This window comes from Kitasatospora misakiensis (genome assembly GCF_042656005.1).
In the GTDB taxonomy this organism is placed as follows: Bacteria; Actinomycetota; Actinomycetes; order Streptomycetales; family Streptomycetaceae; genus Kitasatospora; species Kitasatospora misakiensis.
The window spans coordinates 65,281-79,869 of the sequence record NZ_JBHSOF010000020.1 but is presented as its reverse complement, the minus strand read 5'-3'; the positions used below and the strand labels follow the sequence as shown (position 1 = coordinate 79,869).

Genomic DNA, 14,589 nt, shown 5'->3' with positions numbered 1-14,589 from the left:
CCTCGGCGCACGTACCGCCCCTCCCCGCCCCGGTCCGGTGCCCCGGCCGGCCCTCAGCTTCGCACACCGGTCACCGCCCGCCGCCCACCGGAAGGTGAACGGCGGGCGGCCCGCAGCGAGGAGACGGACCGTCAGGAACGGGGCACCGCCCCGAGGGCTCAGGCCTGCTTGAGGTCCGGGACCCGCCAGTCGATCGGGTCGACCCCGAAGCCCTCCAGCGCGGTGTTGATCTGCGAGAACGGCCGGCTGCCGAAGAACAGCTTGGCGGAGAGCGGCGACGGGTGCGCGCCCTGGACCACCACGTGCTTCTCGGTGTCGATCAGCGGGAGCTTCTTCTTGGCGTAGTTGCCCCAGAGCACGAAGACCACGGGCTCCTCGCGGGCGCTCACGGCCTTGATCACCGCGTCGGTGAACTTCTCCCAGCCCTTGGCCTTGTGCGAGTTGGCCTCGTGCGCGCGGACCGTGAGCACCGCGTTGAGCAGCAGCACGCCCTGCTCGGCCCAGTGCATCAGGTAGCCGTTGTCCGGCGTCGGGATGCCGAGGTCGGCGTCCAGCTCCTTGAAGATGTTGCGCAGCGACGGCGGCGTCCTGGTGCCGGGCAGCACCGAGAAGCTCATGCCGTGGGCCTGGCCGTCGTCGTGGTACGGGTCCTGGCCGAGCACGAGCACCCGGACCTTCTCGTACGGCGTGGCCTCCAGCGCGGAGAACTCCTGCCCGCTCGGCGGGAAGACCTGGTGCTCCGCGCGCTGGGCCGCCACGAAGGCCGCCAGCTCGGCGAAGTACGGCTGCTCCGTCTCGGCGCCCAGCACCGCCCGCCAGGACTCCGGCAGTTCCAGCCCGGTACCCGTTCCCCCCTCGCCCACGTTCGCCTCGACCGTCCCCGCCTCGACCGTGTCCGTCACGACGACCTCTACCTCCCACCGGGCGGCCACTCACCGCCGCACGCCCCGACCTGCGGGCATATCGCGCCCCTCGCGCCGTACGCCCTCTTTCACCCCGAACGCTACACAGGCCCACCGACAACCCGGTCCCCGACCGCTTCCCCGGCCGACTCCGACGACGGCGCCGCCGCCCGGGTCACCCGCAGGTGCTCGACCACGTTCAGCGCCACCAGCACCACCGCGAGCGCCACCAGCGCGGCGAGCGCGGGCCACCGCACCACCACCGGGACGAGCGCCAGCACCACCCCCGCCGCCACGATCCGGGTGGTCGCGACCGAGCGGAACATCATCCACCGCGTGTAGCCGAAGGTGAGCAGGTACAGCCCGCAGCCCCCGTACAGCAGCCCCACCGAGCCCGCGCCGAGCGCCGCGCGCGGATCGGCCACCGTCTCGCCGAAGCCGACCGCCACCGCGATCACCGCGGCGGCCAGCGCCAGGTGCCCGTACTGGAAGACCCGGCGGACCACGTCCCGGCGCGAGTCGGCGACGACGACGGCGTGCCGCATGGCGTCGGCCGCGTAGACGAAGTACTGCCACCACAACCCGGCCGAGATGGTGAACGCCGCCGTGACCGCGACGAGTTCGGCCGCGTCGAGCCGGACCGCCGCCGCGCTCGCGCCGATGCCGACGATCGACTCGCCGAGCGCGACCAGCAGGAACAGGGCGAACCGTTCCGGCATGTGCGCCGGGTGGTAGGAGACCGCGGCCAGCTTGCTGCGGAACACCACCGGCCCGGACAGGTCGCAGAGCGCCGCCAGTGCCCAGAGCCAGACCCGCGTCCCCTCCGGCAGCAGCCCGCCCACCACCAGCAGCGGCCCGCTGACCAGCACGCCCACTCCGTACGGGCCGCGCCAGACGCCCGGGACGCGCACCAGCAGGAGCAGCAGCACCACCCGGGCCGCCCAGTATCCGGCGCCGAGCAGCACGCCCCGGTTCCCGTACGCGCCGGGCACGGCGAGCGCCATGACCAGCCCGGTCAGCCCCACCGCGAGGATGCCCAGCCGGTCGCGCGCGGTGTCCACGTCCCGGATGTTGGCCTGCACGGTGGTGCCGACCCAGCACCAGTACACCGGGACGAACACCACCAGGGCCTGCACGACCCCGGCCCAGTCGTGGTGGTGGTGCAGCAGCCCCGACACCTGCGTGATCGCGAAGACGAAGATCAGGTCGAAGTACAACTCCGCCCAGGTGACCCGCTTCTCCGCCGGTTCCTCGGCCGGCCGTCTCCCCGCCGCCCGCTCCCCCGGTCCGACCGGCGACTCCTCGGCTCCCACCGGCAGCTCCCCCGTAGTGCTCATCCGCCCCTCCTCGGCGCACAGCGGACGGGTCCCACTCCCGGTCGTCGGCCGGGGGCGGGACCCGCAACAGCAGTGCCGAGGCTAGACCAGCCCGACGAGGTCCGCGATCGACTTGACCACCCGGGGCCACCCGGCTCCGAGCGGGTAAGCAGCAGGTGGGCCCACCGGTGTCCACCAGTTCGACAGCCCCTACGGCCCGAGCCCCGGGGCGACTAGGCTGGCCGCAGTTGGGGCAGCCCCGTGGCGCCCGGGCCGGCCGCTGGTGTCCGTTCCGGTGCGATTTCGAACCACCGCAAGACCTAGGAGACACCACAGTGGCAGACCGCAAGCCCATCGAGTCCTGGCTGACCGACATGGACGGCGTCCTCATCCACGAGGGCGTGCCGATCCCCGGGGCCGACGCCTTCATCAAGCGGCTGCGTGAGTCCGGAAAGCCCTTCCTGGTGCTCACCAACAATTCCATCTACACCCAGCGCGACCTGCACGCCCGGCTCTCCCGGATGGGCCTGGACGTTCCCGCCGAGCACATCTGGACCTCCGCGCTGGCCACCGCGAAGTTCCTCTCCGACCAGCGCCCCAACGGCACCGCGTACGTGATCGGCGAGGCCGGCCTGACCACCGCGCTGCACGACGTCGGGTACGTCCTCACGGACACCGACCCCGACTTCGTCGTCCTCGGCGAGACCCGGACGTACTCGTTCGAGGCGATGACCAAGGCCGTCCGCCTGATCAACGACGGTGCCCGGTTCATCGCCACCAACCCGGACGAGACCGGCCCGTCCGCCGAGGGGGCGCTGCCCGCCACCGGCGCGGTGGCCGCGCTGATCACGAAGGCCACCGGCGTGGAGCCCTACTTCGTGGGGAAGCCCAACCCCCTGATGATGCGCGCCGGCCTGAACGCCATCGGCGCCCACTCCGAGAACAGCGCGATGATCGGCGACCGGATGGACACCGACATCGTCTCGGGCATGGAGGCCGGCATGACGACCTTCCTGGTCCTCACGGGCCTGACCCAGGCCACCGAGGTGGAGCGCTTCCCGTACCGGCCGACCCGGGTGGTCGACTCGATCGCCGATCTGGTCGACCTGATCTGAGGTGCCGGGGGTCGTCCCACGAGGGGACGGCCCCCGTCCCACGGGGCGCGCCGGGCCCGGCCCCCGCCCGCACACCGACGCCGAAACCGGGGCCGACCGGGCGCGTCGTGGTTGAGTAGAGCGCATGACCACCTCCGCGCGCCCCGCACCTCCCGGCCCTCCCGGCTCCCGGCCGCCGTTCCGCGTCGGTCTGATCGGCTACGGCCTGGCGGGCTCCGCCTTCCACGCCCCGCTGATCGCCACCACCCCCGGGCTCCGGCTGGACGCGGTGGTCACCGCCAACCCCGAGCGCCGGGCCCAGCTGCGGCACGAGCACCCCGAGGCCCGCGCCGTCGACACCCCCGAGCAGCTGCTCGCCGACCCCGACGCGCTCGACCTGGTCGTCATCGCCTCCCCCAACCGCACCCACGCCCCGCTCGCCCGCGCCGCCCTGGCCGCCGGACTGGCCACCGTGGTCGACAAGCCGATCGCCGGCACCGCCGCCGAGGCCCGCGACCTCTGCGACCTCGCCGAGTCGAGCGGCACCCTGCTCACCGTCTTCCAGAACCGCCGCTGGGACGGCGACTTCCTCACCGCCGCCCGCCTGGTCCGCGAGGGCGCGCTCGGCCGGGTGCACCGCTTCGAGTCCCGCTTCGAGCGCTTCCGGCCCAAGCCCAAGCCCGGCTGGCGCGAGCTCGCCGACCCGGCCGAGGTCGGCGGCACCCTCTACGACCTCGGCAGCCACCTCGTCGACCAGGCGCTCACGCTGTTCGGCCCGGTCGACACGGTGTACGCGGAGATCGACGTGCGGCGCGACGGCGCGGTGGTCGACGACGACGCCTTCCTCGCCCTCACCCACGCCAACGGCACCCGCTCCCACCTGTGGACCAGCGCCGTCACCCCGCTCGTCGGCCCCCGGCTGCGGGTCCTCGGCGACGTCGCCGGGTACGTCAAGGCCGGCATGGACCCGCAGGAGGCCGCCCTGCGGACCGGCCTGCGCCCCGACGGGACCGTCCCCTGGGGCGCCGACGACCCCGCCCAGTACGGCACCCTCGGCACCGACGAGTCCGCCACCGCCCTGCCCACCGACCCCGGCGACTACCCCGCCTTCTACGCGGCCGTCGCCGCCGCCCTGGCGGCCCCCGGCACCCCGCCCCCGGTCGACCCGCGCGACGCCGTCGCCACCCTCACCGTCCTGGAGGCCGCCCGCGCCTCGGCCGCCACGGGCACCACCGTCCGGCTCGACGGCGCCCCGGCCTGACCGTCCGCCGCGCCCCGCGCACACGCACGTCCGGCGCGCGGGGGCGGCGGACCCAGCCGAGCAGCAGCGGACGGTCCGCTCAGATCCCGATGACCTCGACCGCCGAGCCCAGCCCCTTGAAGTCCGAGATGTTGCGCGTGTACAGCGGCAGGCCGTGCGCGGAGGCGATCGCGGCGATCATCAGGTCGATCCGGCGCGGACGCGGCTGGCGGCCGGCGGCGATCGTGAGCGTCACCAGCGTGCCGTACCGGGCGGCGGCGGCCCCGTCGAAGGGGAGCGGGTCGAAGTCCGCCATCGCCGCGCCCAGCACCTCCAGCCGCGCCGCCCGGCTGACCGGGTCGCGGGCCATCGACACGCCCTGCTGCAACTCGGCGAAGGTGATCGCCGTCAGCTCCGGCACCGCCGGCAGGTCGGCCGGGCTCAGCAGCGCCAGGTCGATGTAGACGCAGGTGTCCAGCACCCCGGCGGGCCGCCGCCGGGGCGCCCGCCGCCGCTCAGCCACGCGGCCGCTCGAACGGGTCGCCGTCCTCGTCCCCGACCAGCTCCTCCGGCCCGAAGTACTCCTCGGACTCCTTGCGCATCTGCTGGTAGTCGACCCGCGGCAGCTTCACGTGCCGCGCCACCAGCTCCTCCGCGGTGAGCCGCCGGCGCCCCGCGACCGGCCGCAGCTCCGCGACCTCGACCCCGTTCCTGGTGATGTGGAAGGTCTCCCCCGCCTCCACCGCGTCCATCACCGCGGCGGAGTTGTTCCGGAACTCCCGCTGGGTAATCGTCTTCATGCTCTCCACGGTAGCCCCGTGTAGCACCCACGGCTACACCCCGGGCGCGCACCGATCCGCCGGAAACCCGCCGCCCCGGCGCCCCGATCGCGTTACCGTACGGAGACGACCGATCACGCTGGGGGGCACCGCACATGGCCGACAACGCCGAGGCGCAACGAAATCCGTGGCTCTACGGCCAGGACGGCCCACCGCCCGGCCTCCCCCGCCCCGCCGGCGGCCCCGGCCCCTGGGCCGCCGGCCCCTCGGCCGGCGCCCCGGTCCACGTCGAGCCCGCCGCGCTCCGCCGGGCCGCCGAGGTGTCGCGCGGCCTCCGGGGCGAGCTGCGGTACGCCGTCGGCCACGCCGCACCGGACACCGGCGCGGCCGCCCAGGCCCTCACGGCGCGGGGCTTCGGCTCGGGCGCCGCGCTCAGCCAGGTCCTCTCCTGGTGGACGGCCCGCTGGAACAGCCTCGACACCCGGCTCGGGCTGACCGCGGACCGGCTGGAGGCCACCGCCGCCGCCTACCGGTCCACGGACACCTCCGCCGCCTCCGCGTTCAAGGCACCGTGAGCCGGCCGTGGTGACCTTCGCGCAGTTGCGGGACGCCTCCTTCGAGACGCTGTCCAAGGCCGGGGACACCTGGAACGGGATCGCCGGACAGGCCGAACAGATCGCCGGCCGCCTGCGGTCCGGCGTCCTGCACCCGCTCACCGGCGCCGGCCCGAGCCCGCTCGCCCCCACCGGCGCCCGCGCCTGGACCGGCCTCGCGGCCGACGAGGCCACCCGCGAGATCGGCCTGCTCGCCGACGAACTGGCCGCCTTCCACTACGAGGCCCTCGCCGTCACCGCCGCCCTGCGCCGGGCCGGCTCCGCCTTCACCAAGGCCCGGCAGGACCTCCTGCGCGCCGTCGGCGACGCCGAGGCCCTCGGCGCGACGGTGTCCGCCGACGGCACCGTCACCCTGCCGCCGCTCCCACCCGAGGACCGCAACGACCCGGACGCGATCGCGTACCGGCGGCGACAGTGGGACGAACTCCAGCAGCACATCGAGGCGATGCGGAAGGCCGTCACGGCCGCCACCGAGGCCGACACCACGGCCACCACCGCCCTCCGCACCCTCGACCCCGCCGACGTCGACCCGGCGACCCGCCCGGGGGCGGTGGCGAACGCCAAGGCCGATGTGATCGGCGCGGTCGGCATGCCGAAGGACCGTAAGGACATCCCGGCCTGGTGGGCGACGGTGGACCCGGCCGTCCGCGCACAGCTGCTGGAGCTGGCACCGGGCCGCCTCCTCGAAGCCGGGGTCCTCGACCCGACCTATGTGTGGACGGCGCCGGACAGCGGGGCGGGTCCGTTCTACTCCCGCGAACCCGGTATCGAAGAACGGTCGTTCCGCGCGTTCGCCGGGCTGCTCCTCGCCGGTGGCACTTTCTCGGGCCGCACGGACGCGGCCCGCAATCTGCAGCACTTCCTCGACGGGACCGGTGAGCCACTGACCGTGGACGTGGACCGGATGCTGCGCGACGACCCGAGTTTCCGCGGCCATGTGGAGTCCCTGCTCGTCGCGAACGACGCCCAGTGGCGGGAGACGGCACTGGCCGCCTACCGGAAGTCGGGCGGCGCTCCGGTCGCCGTCCCGGTGGAGACTCCGCGCAACCAGGACAACGACTACACGTTCCGGGCGGACAGCCAGCCGAACTGGTTCACCGCCGTGGGCAGTCAGGCATGTGTGCTGTCGGGCGTGGTCACGGTGCGGCCCGGGCCCGACGGCAATCCCTCGGTGTCCATGAGGTACCAGGTCAATGTGTGGGACCGGTACAACTGGGACGCGGGCAAGACCACCGACATCGCCGGTGTGAGCGTCTCGGACTCGGACATGCAGGGCCTCCATCAGACCGGACTGGCGCAGGAGTACGACATGAGCGGCCGAAGCACTCCCTACGACCGGGTGGTCGGCGGCGGTGCACCGCTCGTACCGGCGGGCACGGGTGAGCGGTACAGCGACCGCGAGGGCGGGCCCGCCGATCCCGGGAGGGAGACCCGATGAGTTCCACGACCCGCCCGGCACCCGCGGCCCCTCGCTCCCGCCGGAGGCTGCTGCTCGGTGTGCTCGCCGCGTTCCTCCTGTTCCTGGCCGCCGGGGTGGCCGGGCTCTACTGGCTGGACCACGAGTTCCGCCATCCGAAGCCGGACAGCGGGCGGCCGGGAGCCTGGATGACCGTCGACCGGGACGAAGTGTCCCGCTTCGCCCACGTGACGGTCCCGGTGTCGGCGGAGGATGTCCGATGGGGTTACCTGAACGGCCTCCAGGACGACTTCGCCGTGCTCGCGTTCCGGATTCCGCAGGGCGAGCTGGAGGGATACAAGAGCTCCCTCCCCGCTTCAGAGTGGGCTGACAGGCGATATGTCCAGGGGATCGACCTCGAAGGCTTCCAACACATCGGCGCCCCCGATCCTTCGACCACCTCTCCACTGACCTGCGGAGGCTTCTACACCCCGGGCCAGGCCAAGAACATCGGCACCCGGGTCTGCGTCGCCTCCCGGTCCGACGGGAGCAGCCAGGTGTGGGTCAGCGCCGTCCACACCCCCTGAGACGGGGGTCCGGTCGGCGGCCTCGTCTGGCATCATCATTGGCAGTACTGGTCCGGAGCGCAGAGGAGGCAGGGACGTGACGGTGGTCGCGATGCTGCTCGGGCTGCTCCGGGTGCTGAGTGGGGAGTGGCTCGCCGAGGGTGGCGGGTCGCTGACGTCGGTGGCGGCCGCGGCCGCCGTGGTGCTGGTGGCCGGGGCGGTCGCGGGGGCGCTGGTCGTCGCGCGGCTGCTGGGGGCGCGGGCGCCGGCGAGTGTGCGGGCCGGGGTGCTGCGCAGACGCGCGTTCCGGACGGCGTTCCTTCCGCAGCGTGATCCGGACGCCCGGGGCAGGCGACGCCCGAGGGCGCCGGGAGCGGCCCCGGCGGCCGCGTAACACCCCGGAACCGTTCATCCCTGGGCCCCGCGCGGCCGTCCTCCGTCGATCACTCGTCTCCCGAGACCCCGGAGGGCTCGCTCCACCATGTCCGTTTTCGCAATCCTCGACCCGGCCGTCGGCCTGGCCCACGATGTCGTCGCCGCGCTCGCGCAGGTCGTCCCGACGGCGCTGGCGATCGTCCTGTTCACCGTCTGCGTCCGGCTGGCGCTGCACCCGCTGGCGCGGGCGGCCTCGCGCGGCGAGAAGGCACGGGCCCGGCTGGCCCCGCGGATCGCCGAGCTGAACCGCACGCACAAGGGCCGCCCGGAGAAGCTCCAGGCCGCGCTCGCCGAGCTGTACCGGGAGGAGCAGGCCTCGCCGTTCGCGGGGTGCCTGCCGATGCTGGTGCAGATCCCGTTCTTCTCGGTGATGTACCGGCTGTTCACCACCCCGAACGACCTGCTCGGCCACACCCTGTTCGGCGCCCCGCTGGGCCTGCACGTGGGCGAGGTGCGGGGCGCGGGCCAGTGGGCGGTGTTCGTCGTGCTGTACGCGGGGCTGGCGGCGCTGGCGTACGTCAACTTCCGGCGGGCCCGGCGCGCGCAGGCCGAGCAGGCGGCGCGGGCGCCGAAGGACGCGGCGCCGCAGCCGGGTCTGGCGTTCCTGCCGTACCTGTCGTTCGGCACGGTGCTGTTCGCCGCCCTCGTCCCGCTGGCGGCCGGGATCTACCTGCTGACCACCACCGCGTGGTCCGCCGCCGAGCGCGCCTGGCTGTACCGGGACGGGGCGCCGGAACCGGCGGCGGTGGCGCTGGTCTGAGGCCGGGTCGGCCGCGGCGGCGGACCGGACCTCCTCTAGCCTGTGTGATCGTTTGGGCCGGTCGGCCGGACGATCACACAGGCACTCACGGGTGCGCACAGGTGAAGGGAAGGGTTGCGCCATGGCGGTCGCTGCTCCGGCGTTGGCCGACTTGCGGGAGGTCTGCCAGCCGCAGGCGAAGCTGGCGAGCCGCAACGGGGAGCACTGGGCCGGTCGGCTCTACATGCGCGACGTGTCGTTGCGGGTCACCCGGCAACTGGTGCGGACCTCGGTGTCGCCGAACACACTGACCTGGCTGATGGTGGTCTGCGGGGTCGGCGCGGGGGCGGCGCTGGTCGTCCCCGGACCGGTGGGCGCGGTGCTGGCGGCGGTGCTGTTCCAGGGCTTCCTGCTGTTCGACTGCGTGGACGGCGAGGTGGCCCGCTGGAAGCGGCAGTTCAGCACGGCCGGGGTGTACGTGGACCGGCTCGGCGCGTACCTGGCGGACGCGGCGCTGATGATCGGCGCGGGCGTCCGGGCGGCCCGGGGCGGGTCGGAGCTGTGGGTGTCGGTGGGCCTGGCGGCGGCGCTGGGGGTGGTGCTGCTGAAGGCGTCGACCGATCTGGTGGACGTGGCGCGGGCGCGCAGCGGGATGGCACCGGCCGACGAGGAGTCGACCCAGCCGCGCTCCCAGGGCATGGCGACCGCGCGCCGGCTGGCGTCGGTACTCAAGATCCACCGGGTGACCAACGGCATCGAGGCCTCGCTCGTGCTGCTGGCGGCGGCAGTCGCGGACGTGGCGGTGGGCAGCACCGATCCGACCCAGGCGACGGTGGCGGGCATCGCCGTGATCACCTGGGGCATGGTGGTCGCCCACCTGGCGTCGATCCTGTCCTCCTCGCGACTCCGCTGACCTGCGGGGCGGGGCGGGAATGGAGTGCCGTCAAGCCTCCGCGCGGTGATTCGGGGGCGTGCGGCGTCCGACTCCGCCGGAAGCAGTGCGATGCCCTCCGGAGGAGGAGGTACGCCCCGCCGATCGGCAGATGGACGGGGCTCCTGGCTGCGGGGACGATGAGGTGCACCCGACCTGGCCGACCGGGCAGCCGGTCAGGCCGGGCGTGCGGTGAGGGCGACTACTCGGGTAGGTGGTGGTCGTCCTCGCGGCGACGGTCGTGGAGGAAGTCCGACCGGAGCCGGCAGACGGCGCCGAGGACGGCTGCGACGATGATGAGGATCAGCAGCCCCAACGTGGTCACGCGGCGTGGTCGAGCTCGAACCACACCAGTTTGCCGCGCTTCTGGGGTTCGGTGCCCCAGCGGTGGGTGAGGCCCTGGACGAGCTGAAGACCCCGACCGGATTCGGCGAGGTCCGCGAGGGTGCGGCGCTCGGGGAGGTCGGAGGAGTCGTCACCGACGGAGACGCGGAGCGTCCGGCCGAGGATGAGGACGAGGACGACGGGCGAGGCCGTACGGCCGTGGCGCCAGGCGTTGACGATCAGTTCGGCGAGGGCGAGTTCGGCGTCGGCGATGGCGTCGGGACGGAAGCCCGCGATGGCCATGGCAGAGCGGAGCGCCTCGCGGGCGACGGTGAGGGAGGGGGTGTTGCGGTTACACATGGGGACTCCCAGCGGTGCAGGCGGGGGCGCACCGGACGGAGGCATGAGGGCGCCAACTGCCCTGTTCCGGAGCGTTGATGACGATCCGTCCGGTGAGCGGTGCATCACTGACTGTAGGGCAGTGGACGGCAAATTTGCCAGCCAACCGAAGAAGATGTGCCTAGCTGCGGGTTGGACTGGCACACTCACACCGGTGGATGCTTGGCGCATGCCACCTACCCCAACTGCCCGTCGCAAGCGGGTCGGCATCGAGCTTCGCAAGATGCGCGAAGCCGCCGGCCGCACAGCAGGAGAGGCCTCTGCAGTTCTCGGCGTGGATCGAAGCAAGGTCACGCTGATCGAGCAGGGCACCTACCCGATCAGCGCCGAGCGGGTCATCACCCTCGCCGACGAGTACGAGGAGGGCGACGCCGAGTACGTCGATGCGGTCGCCACGATGGCCTCCGACAAGTCGAAGGGCTGGTGGGAGGAACACAGAGGCCTGGTGCCTGCCGGAATACTGGAGATCTCCGAGGTAGAGCACTATGCGCACGGCCTCGTGACCTACCAGATCTGCCATGTCCCGGGACTGATGCAGACCGCGGACACGGCAAGGGAGATATTCCGTGAGGTCTATCCACCACTGCGCCCGCTGAGTGTGGAAGCACGGGTGGAGAATCGCGTTCGCCGGTCCGAGATCCTGTCCCGCAGCGATGAGAGCTATGAGGCGATCGTCCACGAAGCCGCGCTACGGATGGAGTTCGGCGGACCAGGCGTGGCCCGAGCACAGCTCAGGCACATGCTGGCCCTCGCCGAACAGCCCAACGTTACCTTGCGGGTTCTGGAGTTCCGGTCAGGCGGCTTCAAGGGCGCGGGCCAGGCTGTCATGTATGCGCGTGGCCCCGTAGCTCGCCTCGATACGGTCCAGCTGGACTCCGTAGGATCGCCCACGTTTCTGACCGAGGTGAACCAACTCGAGAACTACCGGAAAATCATCGGTGCGATGCGAGACCGCGCTCTCGGCCCGACTGAGTCGCGTGATTTCGTCTCCGACATCCTGAAGGATCTGTGAGGAACCAGTGGAAGAACTCCAGTGGCAGAGGCCGAGCCTCTGCGGTGACGGCAACAACTGCCCGGAGGTGGCCGTCACCGGCGACGCCGTTTATCTCCGAAGCAGCCTCCGGCCCGCCGAGGTAACCCAGTTGACCCCTACGGAGTGGCGCGACCTCCTCGCCGGAATCCGCAACGGGGAGTTCGACGTCTGACCCGTCGCCTTCCAGGCCGGCACCCCTCCCCCGGGGTGCCGGCCTTCTCAACTTCCCCAAGATTCCCTGGAACCCTCTCCGCCCTGCGGACACCAGATCTGCGTGGAGTCCTCCTTGTCCAGTAAGCAGACGCAGGCCGGCGAGCGCCAGATCTTCGCCGAGCTCTACGATCAGCACGCTCGCACGGTCTTCGCGCACGCGTACAGATCGACCGGGGACCGCGACATCGCCGACGACATCGTCTCGCTCACCTTCCTCGAAGCCTGGCGGCTCCGGAAGAAGTTCCGCGACGAGGTGCTCCACCCCCGGGCGTGGCTGCTGGCCATCGCCACCAATGTGCTCCGCAACACCGCCCGCACCGCGCGCCGGCACCGCGATGCGATGTCCCGCCTCCCGCGCCGCGATCCGATCCCCGACTTCGCCGACGAGGTGGTCGGCCGGATCGCCGACGCCAATACGGCCGCGGCCGCCGTCCGCGCGCTCGACCAGCTCGGCGGTCCCGAGCGTGAGGTCTTCACGCTCGTCGTCTGGTCGGGGCTCGGCTACGCGGAGGCTGCCGAGGCGCTGGGCATACCCGTCGGCACCGTCCGCTCCCGGCTCTCCCGGGTCCGGGACAAGCTCCGCCGGATCGTCGACGCCGAGGATCCCCCCGCCCGGCGGGTCCCCTCCGCCTCGTCGACGTCCGCCGGTCTCGCCATCAGTCATCAGTCCGTGGGCCACCACCAGGAAAGGCGGCCATGACCAACCCACGCACCGACCACACCGAGTGGGACGAGCACTGCGAGCGCCGTGACCTCGCCCGGCTGCTCCCCCCGCCGCCCCACCCGGAGCCCTCCCCCTCCCAACTGGCCGCCCGCCGTGACTTCCTGCTCGACGAGTTCGCCCGGCCCCGTCCCTTCTCCGGCCTCACCACCCGGTGGCGGAGCCTGGTGGTGGTGGCCGCGGTCGCCACCGCCGCGGCCGTCACCGCGATGACCCTGGCCCCCGATTCCTCCACCGCCGAGGATCCGGCGCCGCCCGCCACCGCCGCCTCCGTGGAACTCCTCGACCGGATCGCCAGGGTCGCCTACACCCAGCCGCAGCCCTCGGCCCAGGACGGCCAGTACACCTACATCAGGACCGTCGGCCACAGCACCGCGCTGGCGGAGTCCGCCGACGGGTCGATGCGGCGCAGCACCACCACCACGAACACCGAGCGGTGGACGGCGGTGAACGGCACTCGCCCGGGCCTCCAGCGCCGGGACGGCGGCGAGCAGCCGCTGCCCGCGCCCGATCCGGCCTCGCTGACCGCCCCCACCTACCGCATGCTGGCCGGTCTGCCGAGCGACCCCGAGGCCCTGGCGAAGGTCATCTACGCCGACGCGGAACGCAATCACGGCGCCGGATCCGGTTCGACCACCGGCCCCGACCAGGAGGCCTTCGTCACCATCGGCGACCTGCTCTGCAACACGGTCGCACCGCCCGCCGTCTCCGCCGCCCTGTACCACGTGGCCTCGCGGATCCCGGGTGTGACGACCGTCCAGGACGCGGTCGACGCGGTCGGACGCCACGGGGTGGCCGTCGCGCGCGTGCACGACGGCACCCGCTTCGAGTGGATCTTCGACCAGCGGACCATGCGGCTGCTCGGCAGGCGCACGGTGCTCGTCAAGGACGGGCCGTGGGGGCGCGCCGGGGAGGAGGTGGACTCCGTCGCGGTCGTCGCGCAGGGCATCGTGGGCGCTCCGGGCGAGGGGGTCGCCACCGAGACCGCAGAATCAAGCCACTGACCGAATTCGGTCAGCCATTGTCCGGTCCTCGTCGGAACTATTGTGCGAACGGGGGATCCGGCGTTGGGTCGTGGCAGCACCGTCCTGCCACGACTCACCAGGGGAGAAGTTGACCGTGCGTTCCTTCCGCACGCTCGCCGTCGTCACCGCTGCCGCCGGCGCGTTCGCGCTCGCGACTCCGGCGGCCATGGCGACGCCCGCGCCGTCCGTCCCGGCGGCTCCGTCCGCCGACGCCCCGCAGTCCGCCGGCCCGGCGAAGGCAACGCCGTCCAAGCCGGTGGTCGCCACCTACCGGGGCAAGCAGATCGACCTCTCCAGGGGCTGGGCGGGCGCCAGTGTCTGCACCGAGGTGAAGGGCGGTGCGGTGTACTGCCACGACAGCGTCGCCGAGGCCGACCATGCGCTCACCACCCTCGACCCGGCGGCGGCCCTGGCGGTGCGGGCCGCCAAGGGAGCGGACGTCGCCGACCAGGGCGGCCAGGGCGGCCAGGTGGCGCAGTCCACCGCGGACTGCCCGTCCGGCTGGGCCTGCCTCTGGGGGGACGCCAACTTCTCCGGCCTGCTGCTGCGCTGGTCCGAGCCCGGGACCAAGTACCTCTCGGACTGGTCCTTCCGCGACCGGGCCAGCTCCGCCTGTGTGTTCCGCTACAGCGGGGACCTGACGCTCTACGACGACCGCACCCTGCAGCCGGACCCGTCGGTCTACCTGTCGAACGGCAACTGCTACAACCTCACCGGTCTCGGCTACCCCTACGGCGGCAGCTGGAACGACAAGGCCGACTACATCGTCCTCTGAGTCCGCCGAGCCGCCCGGACCGCCCGGACCGCCCAGCCGCGCGGAACGACGACGACGAAGGCCGGCACCCCGGGGAGGGGTGCCGGC

The 14,589-nt window shown here is 72.9% G+C and carries 19 protein-coding genes; 13 read left to right on the top strand and 6 right to left on the bottom strand.

Translation table 11 applies throughout. The features are described from left to right. Positions 1 to 158: 158 nt before the first annotated feature. Together ACFP3U_RS17465 and ACFP3U_RS17460 are read right to left on the bottom strand one after the other, a co-directional pair. Entirely contained in the window at positions 159 to 836 is a 678-nt protein-coding gene (locus tag ACFP3U_RS17465; RefSeq protein WP_380226489.1) for a uracil-DNA glycosylase, read from the bottom strand. A gap of 167 nt (positions 837 to 1,003) precedes the next feature. Next, positions 1,004 to 2,239, bottom strand: a complete 1,236-nt coding sequence (locus ACFP3U_RS17460) for a low temperature requirement protein A (RefSeq protein WP_380226455.1) — start codon at positions 2,237 to 2,239, stop codon at positions 1,004 to 1,006. Positions 2,240 to 2,553: 314 nt separating this feature from the next. On the opposite strand from ACFP3U_RS17460, the gene ACFP3U_RS17455 reads away from it, so the two are divergent. After that, positions 2,554 to 3,333, top strand: coding sequence for an HAD-IIA family hydrolase (locus tag ACFP3U_RS17455; RefSeq protein ID WP_380226454.1), 780 nt, complete (start codon positions 2,554 to 2,556; stop codon positions 3,331 to 3,333). A 124-nt stretch (positions 3,334 to 3,457) separates the two neighbouring features. Then, positions 3,458 to 4,573: a Gfo/Idh/MocA family oxidoreductase gene (locus tag ACFP3U_RS17450; RefSeq protein WP_380226453.1), complete on the top strand. Its 1,116-nt coding sequence runs from the start codon at positions 3,458 to 3,460 to the stop codon at positions 4,571 to 4,573. 79 nt (positions 4,574 to 4,652) lie between these two features. On the opposite strand, the gene ACFP3U_RS17445 is transcribed toward ACFP3U_RS17450, so the two are convergent. Both ACFP3U_RS17445 and ACFP3U_RS17440 read right to left on the bottom strand, forming a co-directional pair. Continuing rightward, positions 4,653 to 5,075 (bottom strand): type II toxin-antitoxin system VapC family toxin, encoded by a 423-nt coding sequence (locus tag ACFP3U_RS17445; protein ID WP_380226452.1) that lies wholly within the window; start codon positions 5,073 to 5,075, stop codon positions 4,653 to 4,655. After that, positions 5,068 to 5,352 carry a type II toxin-antitoxin system Phd/YefM family antitoxin gene (locus ACFP3U_RS17440; RefSeq protein WP_030311163.1) on the bottom strand — a complete coding sequence of 95 codons (285 nt, stop codon included), beginning with the start codon at positions 5,350 to 5,352 and terminating at the stop codon, positions 5,068 to 5,070. Before ACFP3U_RS17440 ends, ACFP3U_RS17445 begins: the two co-directional genes overlap by 8 nt. Before the next feature lie 134 nt (positions 5,353 to 5,486). Between ACFP3U_RS17440 and ACFP3U_RS17435 the strand changes: the two genes are divergently transcribed. The 6 genes from ACFP3U_RS17435 (at position 5,487) to ACFP3U_RS17410 (ending at position 9,994) form a co-directional block, all read left to right on the top strand. After that, entirely contained in the window at positions 5,487 to 5,906 is a 420-nt protein-coding gene (locus ACFP3U_RS17435) for a type VII secretion target (RefSeq protein ID WP_380226451.1), read from the top strand. 7 nt (positions 5,907 to 5,913) lie between these two features. After that, positions 5,914 to 7,383 carry a hypothetical protein gene (locus ACFP3U_RS17430; RefSeq protein ID WP_380226450.1) on the top strand — a complete coding sequence of 490 codons (1,470 nt, stop codon included), beginning with the start codon at positions 5,914 to 5,916 and terminating at the stop codon, positions 7,381 to 7,383. Beyond that, positions 7,380 to 7,928, top strand: coding sequence for a hypothetical protein (locus ACFP3U_RS17425; protein WP_380226449.1), 549 nt, complete (start codon positions 7,380 to 7,382; stop codon positions 7,926 to 7,928). The genes ACFP3U_RS17430 and ACFP3U_RS17425 overlap by 4 nt, the downstream gene beginning before the upstream one ends. 76 nt (positions 7,929 to 8,004) lie before the next feature. After that, positions 8,005 to 8,301 carry a DUF6412 domain-containing protein gene (locus ACFP3U_RS17420; protein WP_380226448.1) on the top strand — a complete coding sequence of 99 codons (297 nt, stop codon included), beginning with the start codon at positions 8,005 to 8,007 and terminating at the stop codon, positions 8,299 to 8,301. 87 nt (positions 8,302 to 8,388) lie between these two features. Further along, positions 8,389 to 9,102, top strand: a complete 714-nt coding sequence (locus tag ACFP3U_RS17415; protein ID WP_380226447.1) for a YidC/Oxa1 family membrane protein insertase — start codon at positions 8,389 to 8,391, stop codon at positions 9,100 to 9,102. Between the two features lie 121 nt (positions 9,103 to 9,223). Then, positions 9,224 to 9,994, top strand: coding sequence for a CDP-alcohol phosphatidyltransferase family protein (locus ACFP3U_RS17410; protein WP_380226446.1), 771 nt, complete (start codon positions 9,224 to 9,226; stop codon positions 9,992 to 9,994). Positions 9,995 to 10,214: 220 nt separating this feature from the next. On the opposite strand, the gene ACFP3U_RS17405 is transcribed toward ACFP3U_RS17410, so the two are convergent. Next, a complete protein-coding gene (locus ACFP3U_RS17405) occupies positions 10,215 to 10,337 on the bottom strand; it encodes a hypothetical protein (RefSeq protein ID WP_380226445.1) in 123 nt (40 codons plus the stop codon). After that, complete coding sequence (locus ACFP3U_RS17400) at positions 10,334 to 10,696, bottom strand: ATP-binding protein (protein ID WP_380226444.1); 363 nt, start codon at positions 10,694 to 10,696, stop codon at positions 10,334 to 10,336. The genes ACFP3U_RS17405 and ACFP3U_RS17400 overlap by 4 nt, the downstream gene beginning before the upstream one ends. 121 nt (positions 10,697 to 10,817) lie before the next feature. Here ACFP3U_RS17400 and ACFP3U_RS17395 point away from each other — a divergent pair, with 121 nt between their 5' ends. The 5 genes from ACFP3U_RS17395 (at position 10,818) to ACFP3U_RS17375 (ending at position 14,502) form a co-directional block, all read left to right on the top strand. Beyond that, the gene (locus ACFP3U_RS17395; RefSeq protein WP_380226443.1) at positions 10,818 to 11,747 is read left to right on the top strand and encodes a helix-turn-helix domain-containing protein; all 930 of its coding nucleotides are present in this window, start codon (positions 10,818 to 10,820) and stop codon (positions 11,745 to 11,747) included. A 7-nt stretch (positions 11,748 to 11,754) separates the two neighbouring features. Next, complete coding sequence (locus tag ACFP3U_RS17390) at positions 11,755 to 11,940, top strand: DUF397 domain-containing protein (RefSeq protein WP_380226442.1); 186 nt, start codon at positions 11,755 to 11,757, stop codon at positions 11,938 to 11,940. Positions 11,941 to 12,054: 114 nt separating this feature from the next. Next, entirely contained in the window at positions 12,055 to 12,681 is a 627-nt protein-coding gene (locus tag ACFP3U_RS17385; protein WP_380226441.1) for an RNA polymerase sigma factor, read from the top strand. After that, positions 12,678 to 13,706, top strand: coding sequence for a CU044_5270 family protein (locus tag ACFP3U_RS17380; RefSeq protein WP_380226440.1), 1,029 nt, complete (start codon positions 12,678 to 12,680; stop codon positions 13,704 to 13,706). Before ACFP3U_RS17385 ends, ACFP3U_RS17380 begins: the two co-directional genes overlap by 4 nt. Positions 13,707 to 13,821: 115 nt before the next feature. Then, the gene (locus ACFP3U_RS17375; RefSeq protein ID WP_380226439.1) at positions 13,822 to 14,502 is read left to right on the top strand and encodes a peptidase inhibitor family I36 protein; all 681 of its coding nucleotides are present in this window, start codon (positions 13,822 to 13,824) and stop codon (positions 14,500 to 14,502) included. Positions 14,503 to 14,589: the final 87 nt, after the last annotated feature.

Excerpts from the sequence above, each read along its gene's own strand:
- ACFP3U_RS17435 (WP_380226451.1), top strand. The coding sequence starts at position 5,487 with ATGGCCGACAACGCCGAGGCGCAACGAAATCCGTGGCTCTACGGCCAG.
- ACFP3U_RS17440 (WP_030311163.1), bottom strand. The coding sequence starts at position 5,352 with ATGAAGACGATTACCCAGCGGGAGTTCCGGAACAACTCCGCCGCGGTG.
- ACFP3U_RS17460 (WP_380226455.1), bottom strand. The coding sequence starts at position 2,239 with ATGAGCACTACGGGGGAGCTGCCGGTGGGAGCCGAGGAGTCGCCGGTC.
- ACFP3U_RS17410 (WP_380226446.1), top strand. The coding sequence starts at position 9,224 with ATGGCGGTCGCTGCTCCGGCGTTGGCCGACTTGCGGGAGGTCTGCCAG.
- ACFP3U_RS17415 (WP_380226447.1), top strand. The coding sequence starts at position 8,389 with ATGTCCGTTTTCGCAATCCTCGACCCGGCCGTCGGCCTGGCCCACGAT.
- ACFP3U_RS17425 (WP_380226449.1), top strand. The coding sequence starts at position 7,380 with ATGAGTTCCACGACCCGCCCGGCACCCGCGGCCCCTCGCTCCCGCCGG.
- ACFP3U_RS17450 (WP_380226453.1), top strand. The coding sequence starts at position 3,458 with ATGACCACCTCCGCGCGCCCCGCACCTCCCGGCCCTCCCGGCTCCCGG.
- ACFP3U_RS17400 (WP_380226444.1), bottom strand. The coding sequence starts at position 10,696 with ATGTGTAACCGCAACACCCCCTCCCTCACCGTCGCCCGCGAGGCGCTC.
- ACFP3U_RS17380 (WP_380226440.1), top strand. The coding sequence starts at position 12,678 with ATGACCAACCCACGCACCGACCACACCGAGTGGGACGAGCACTGCGAG.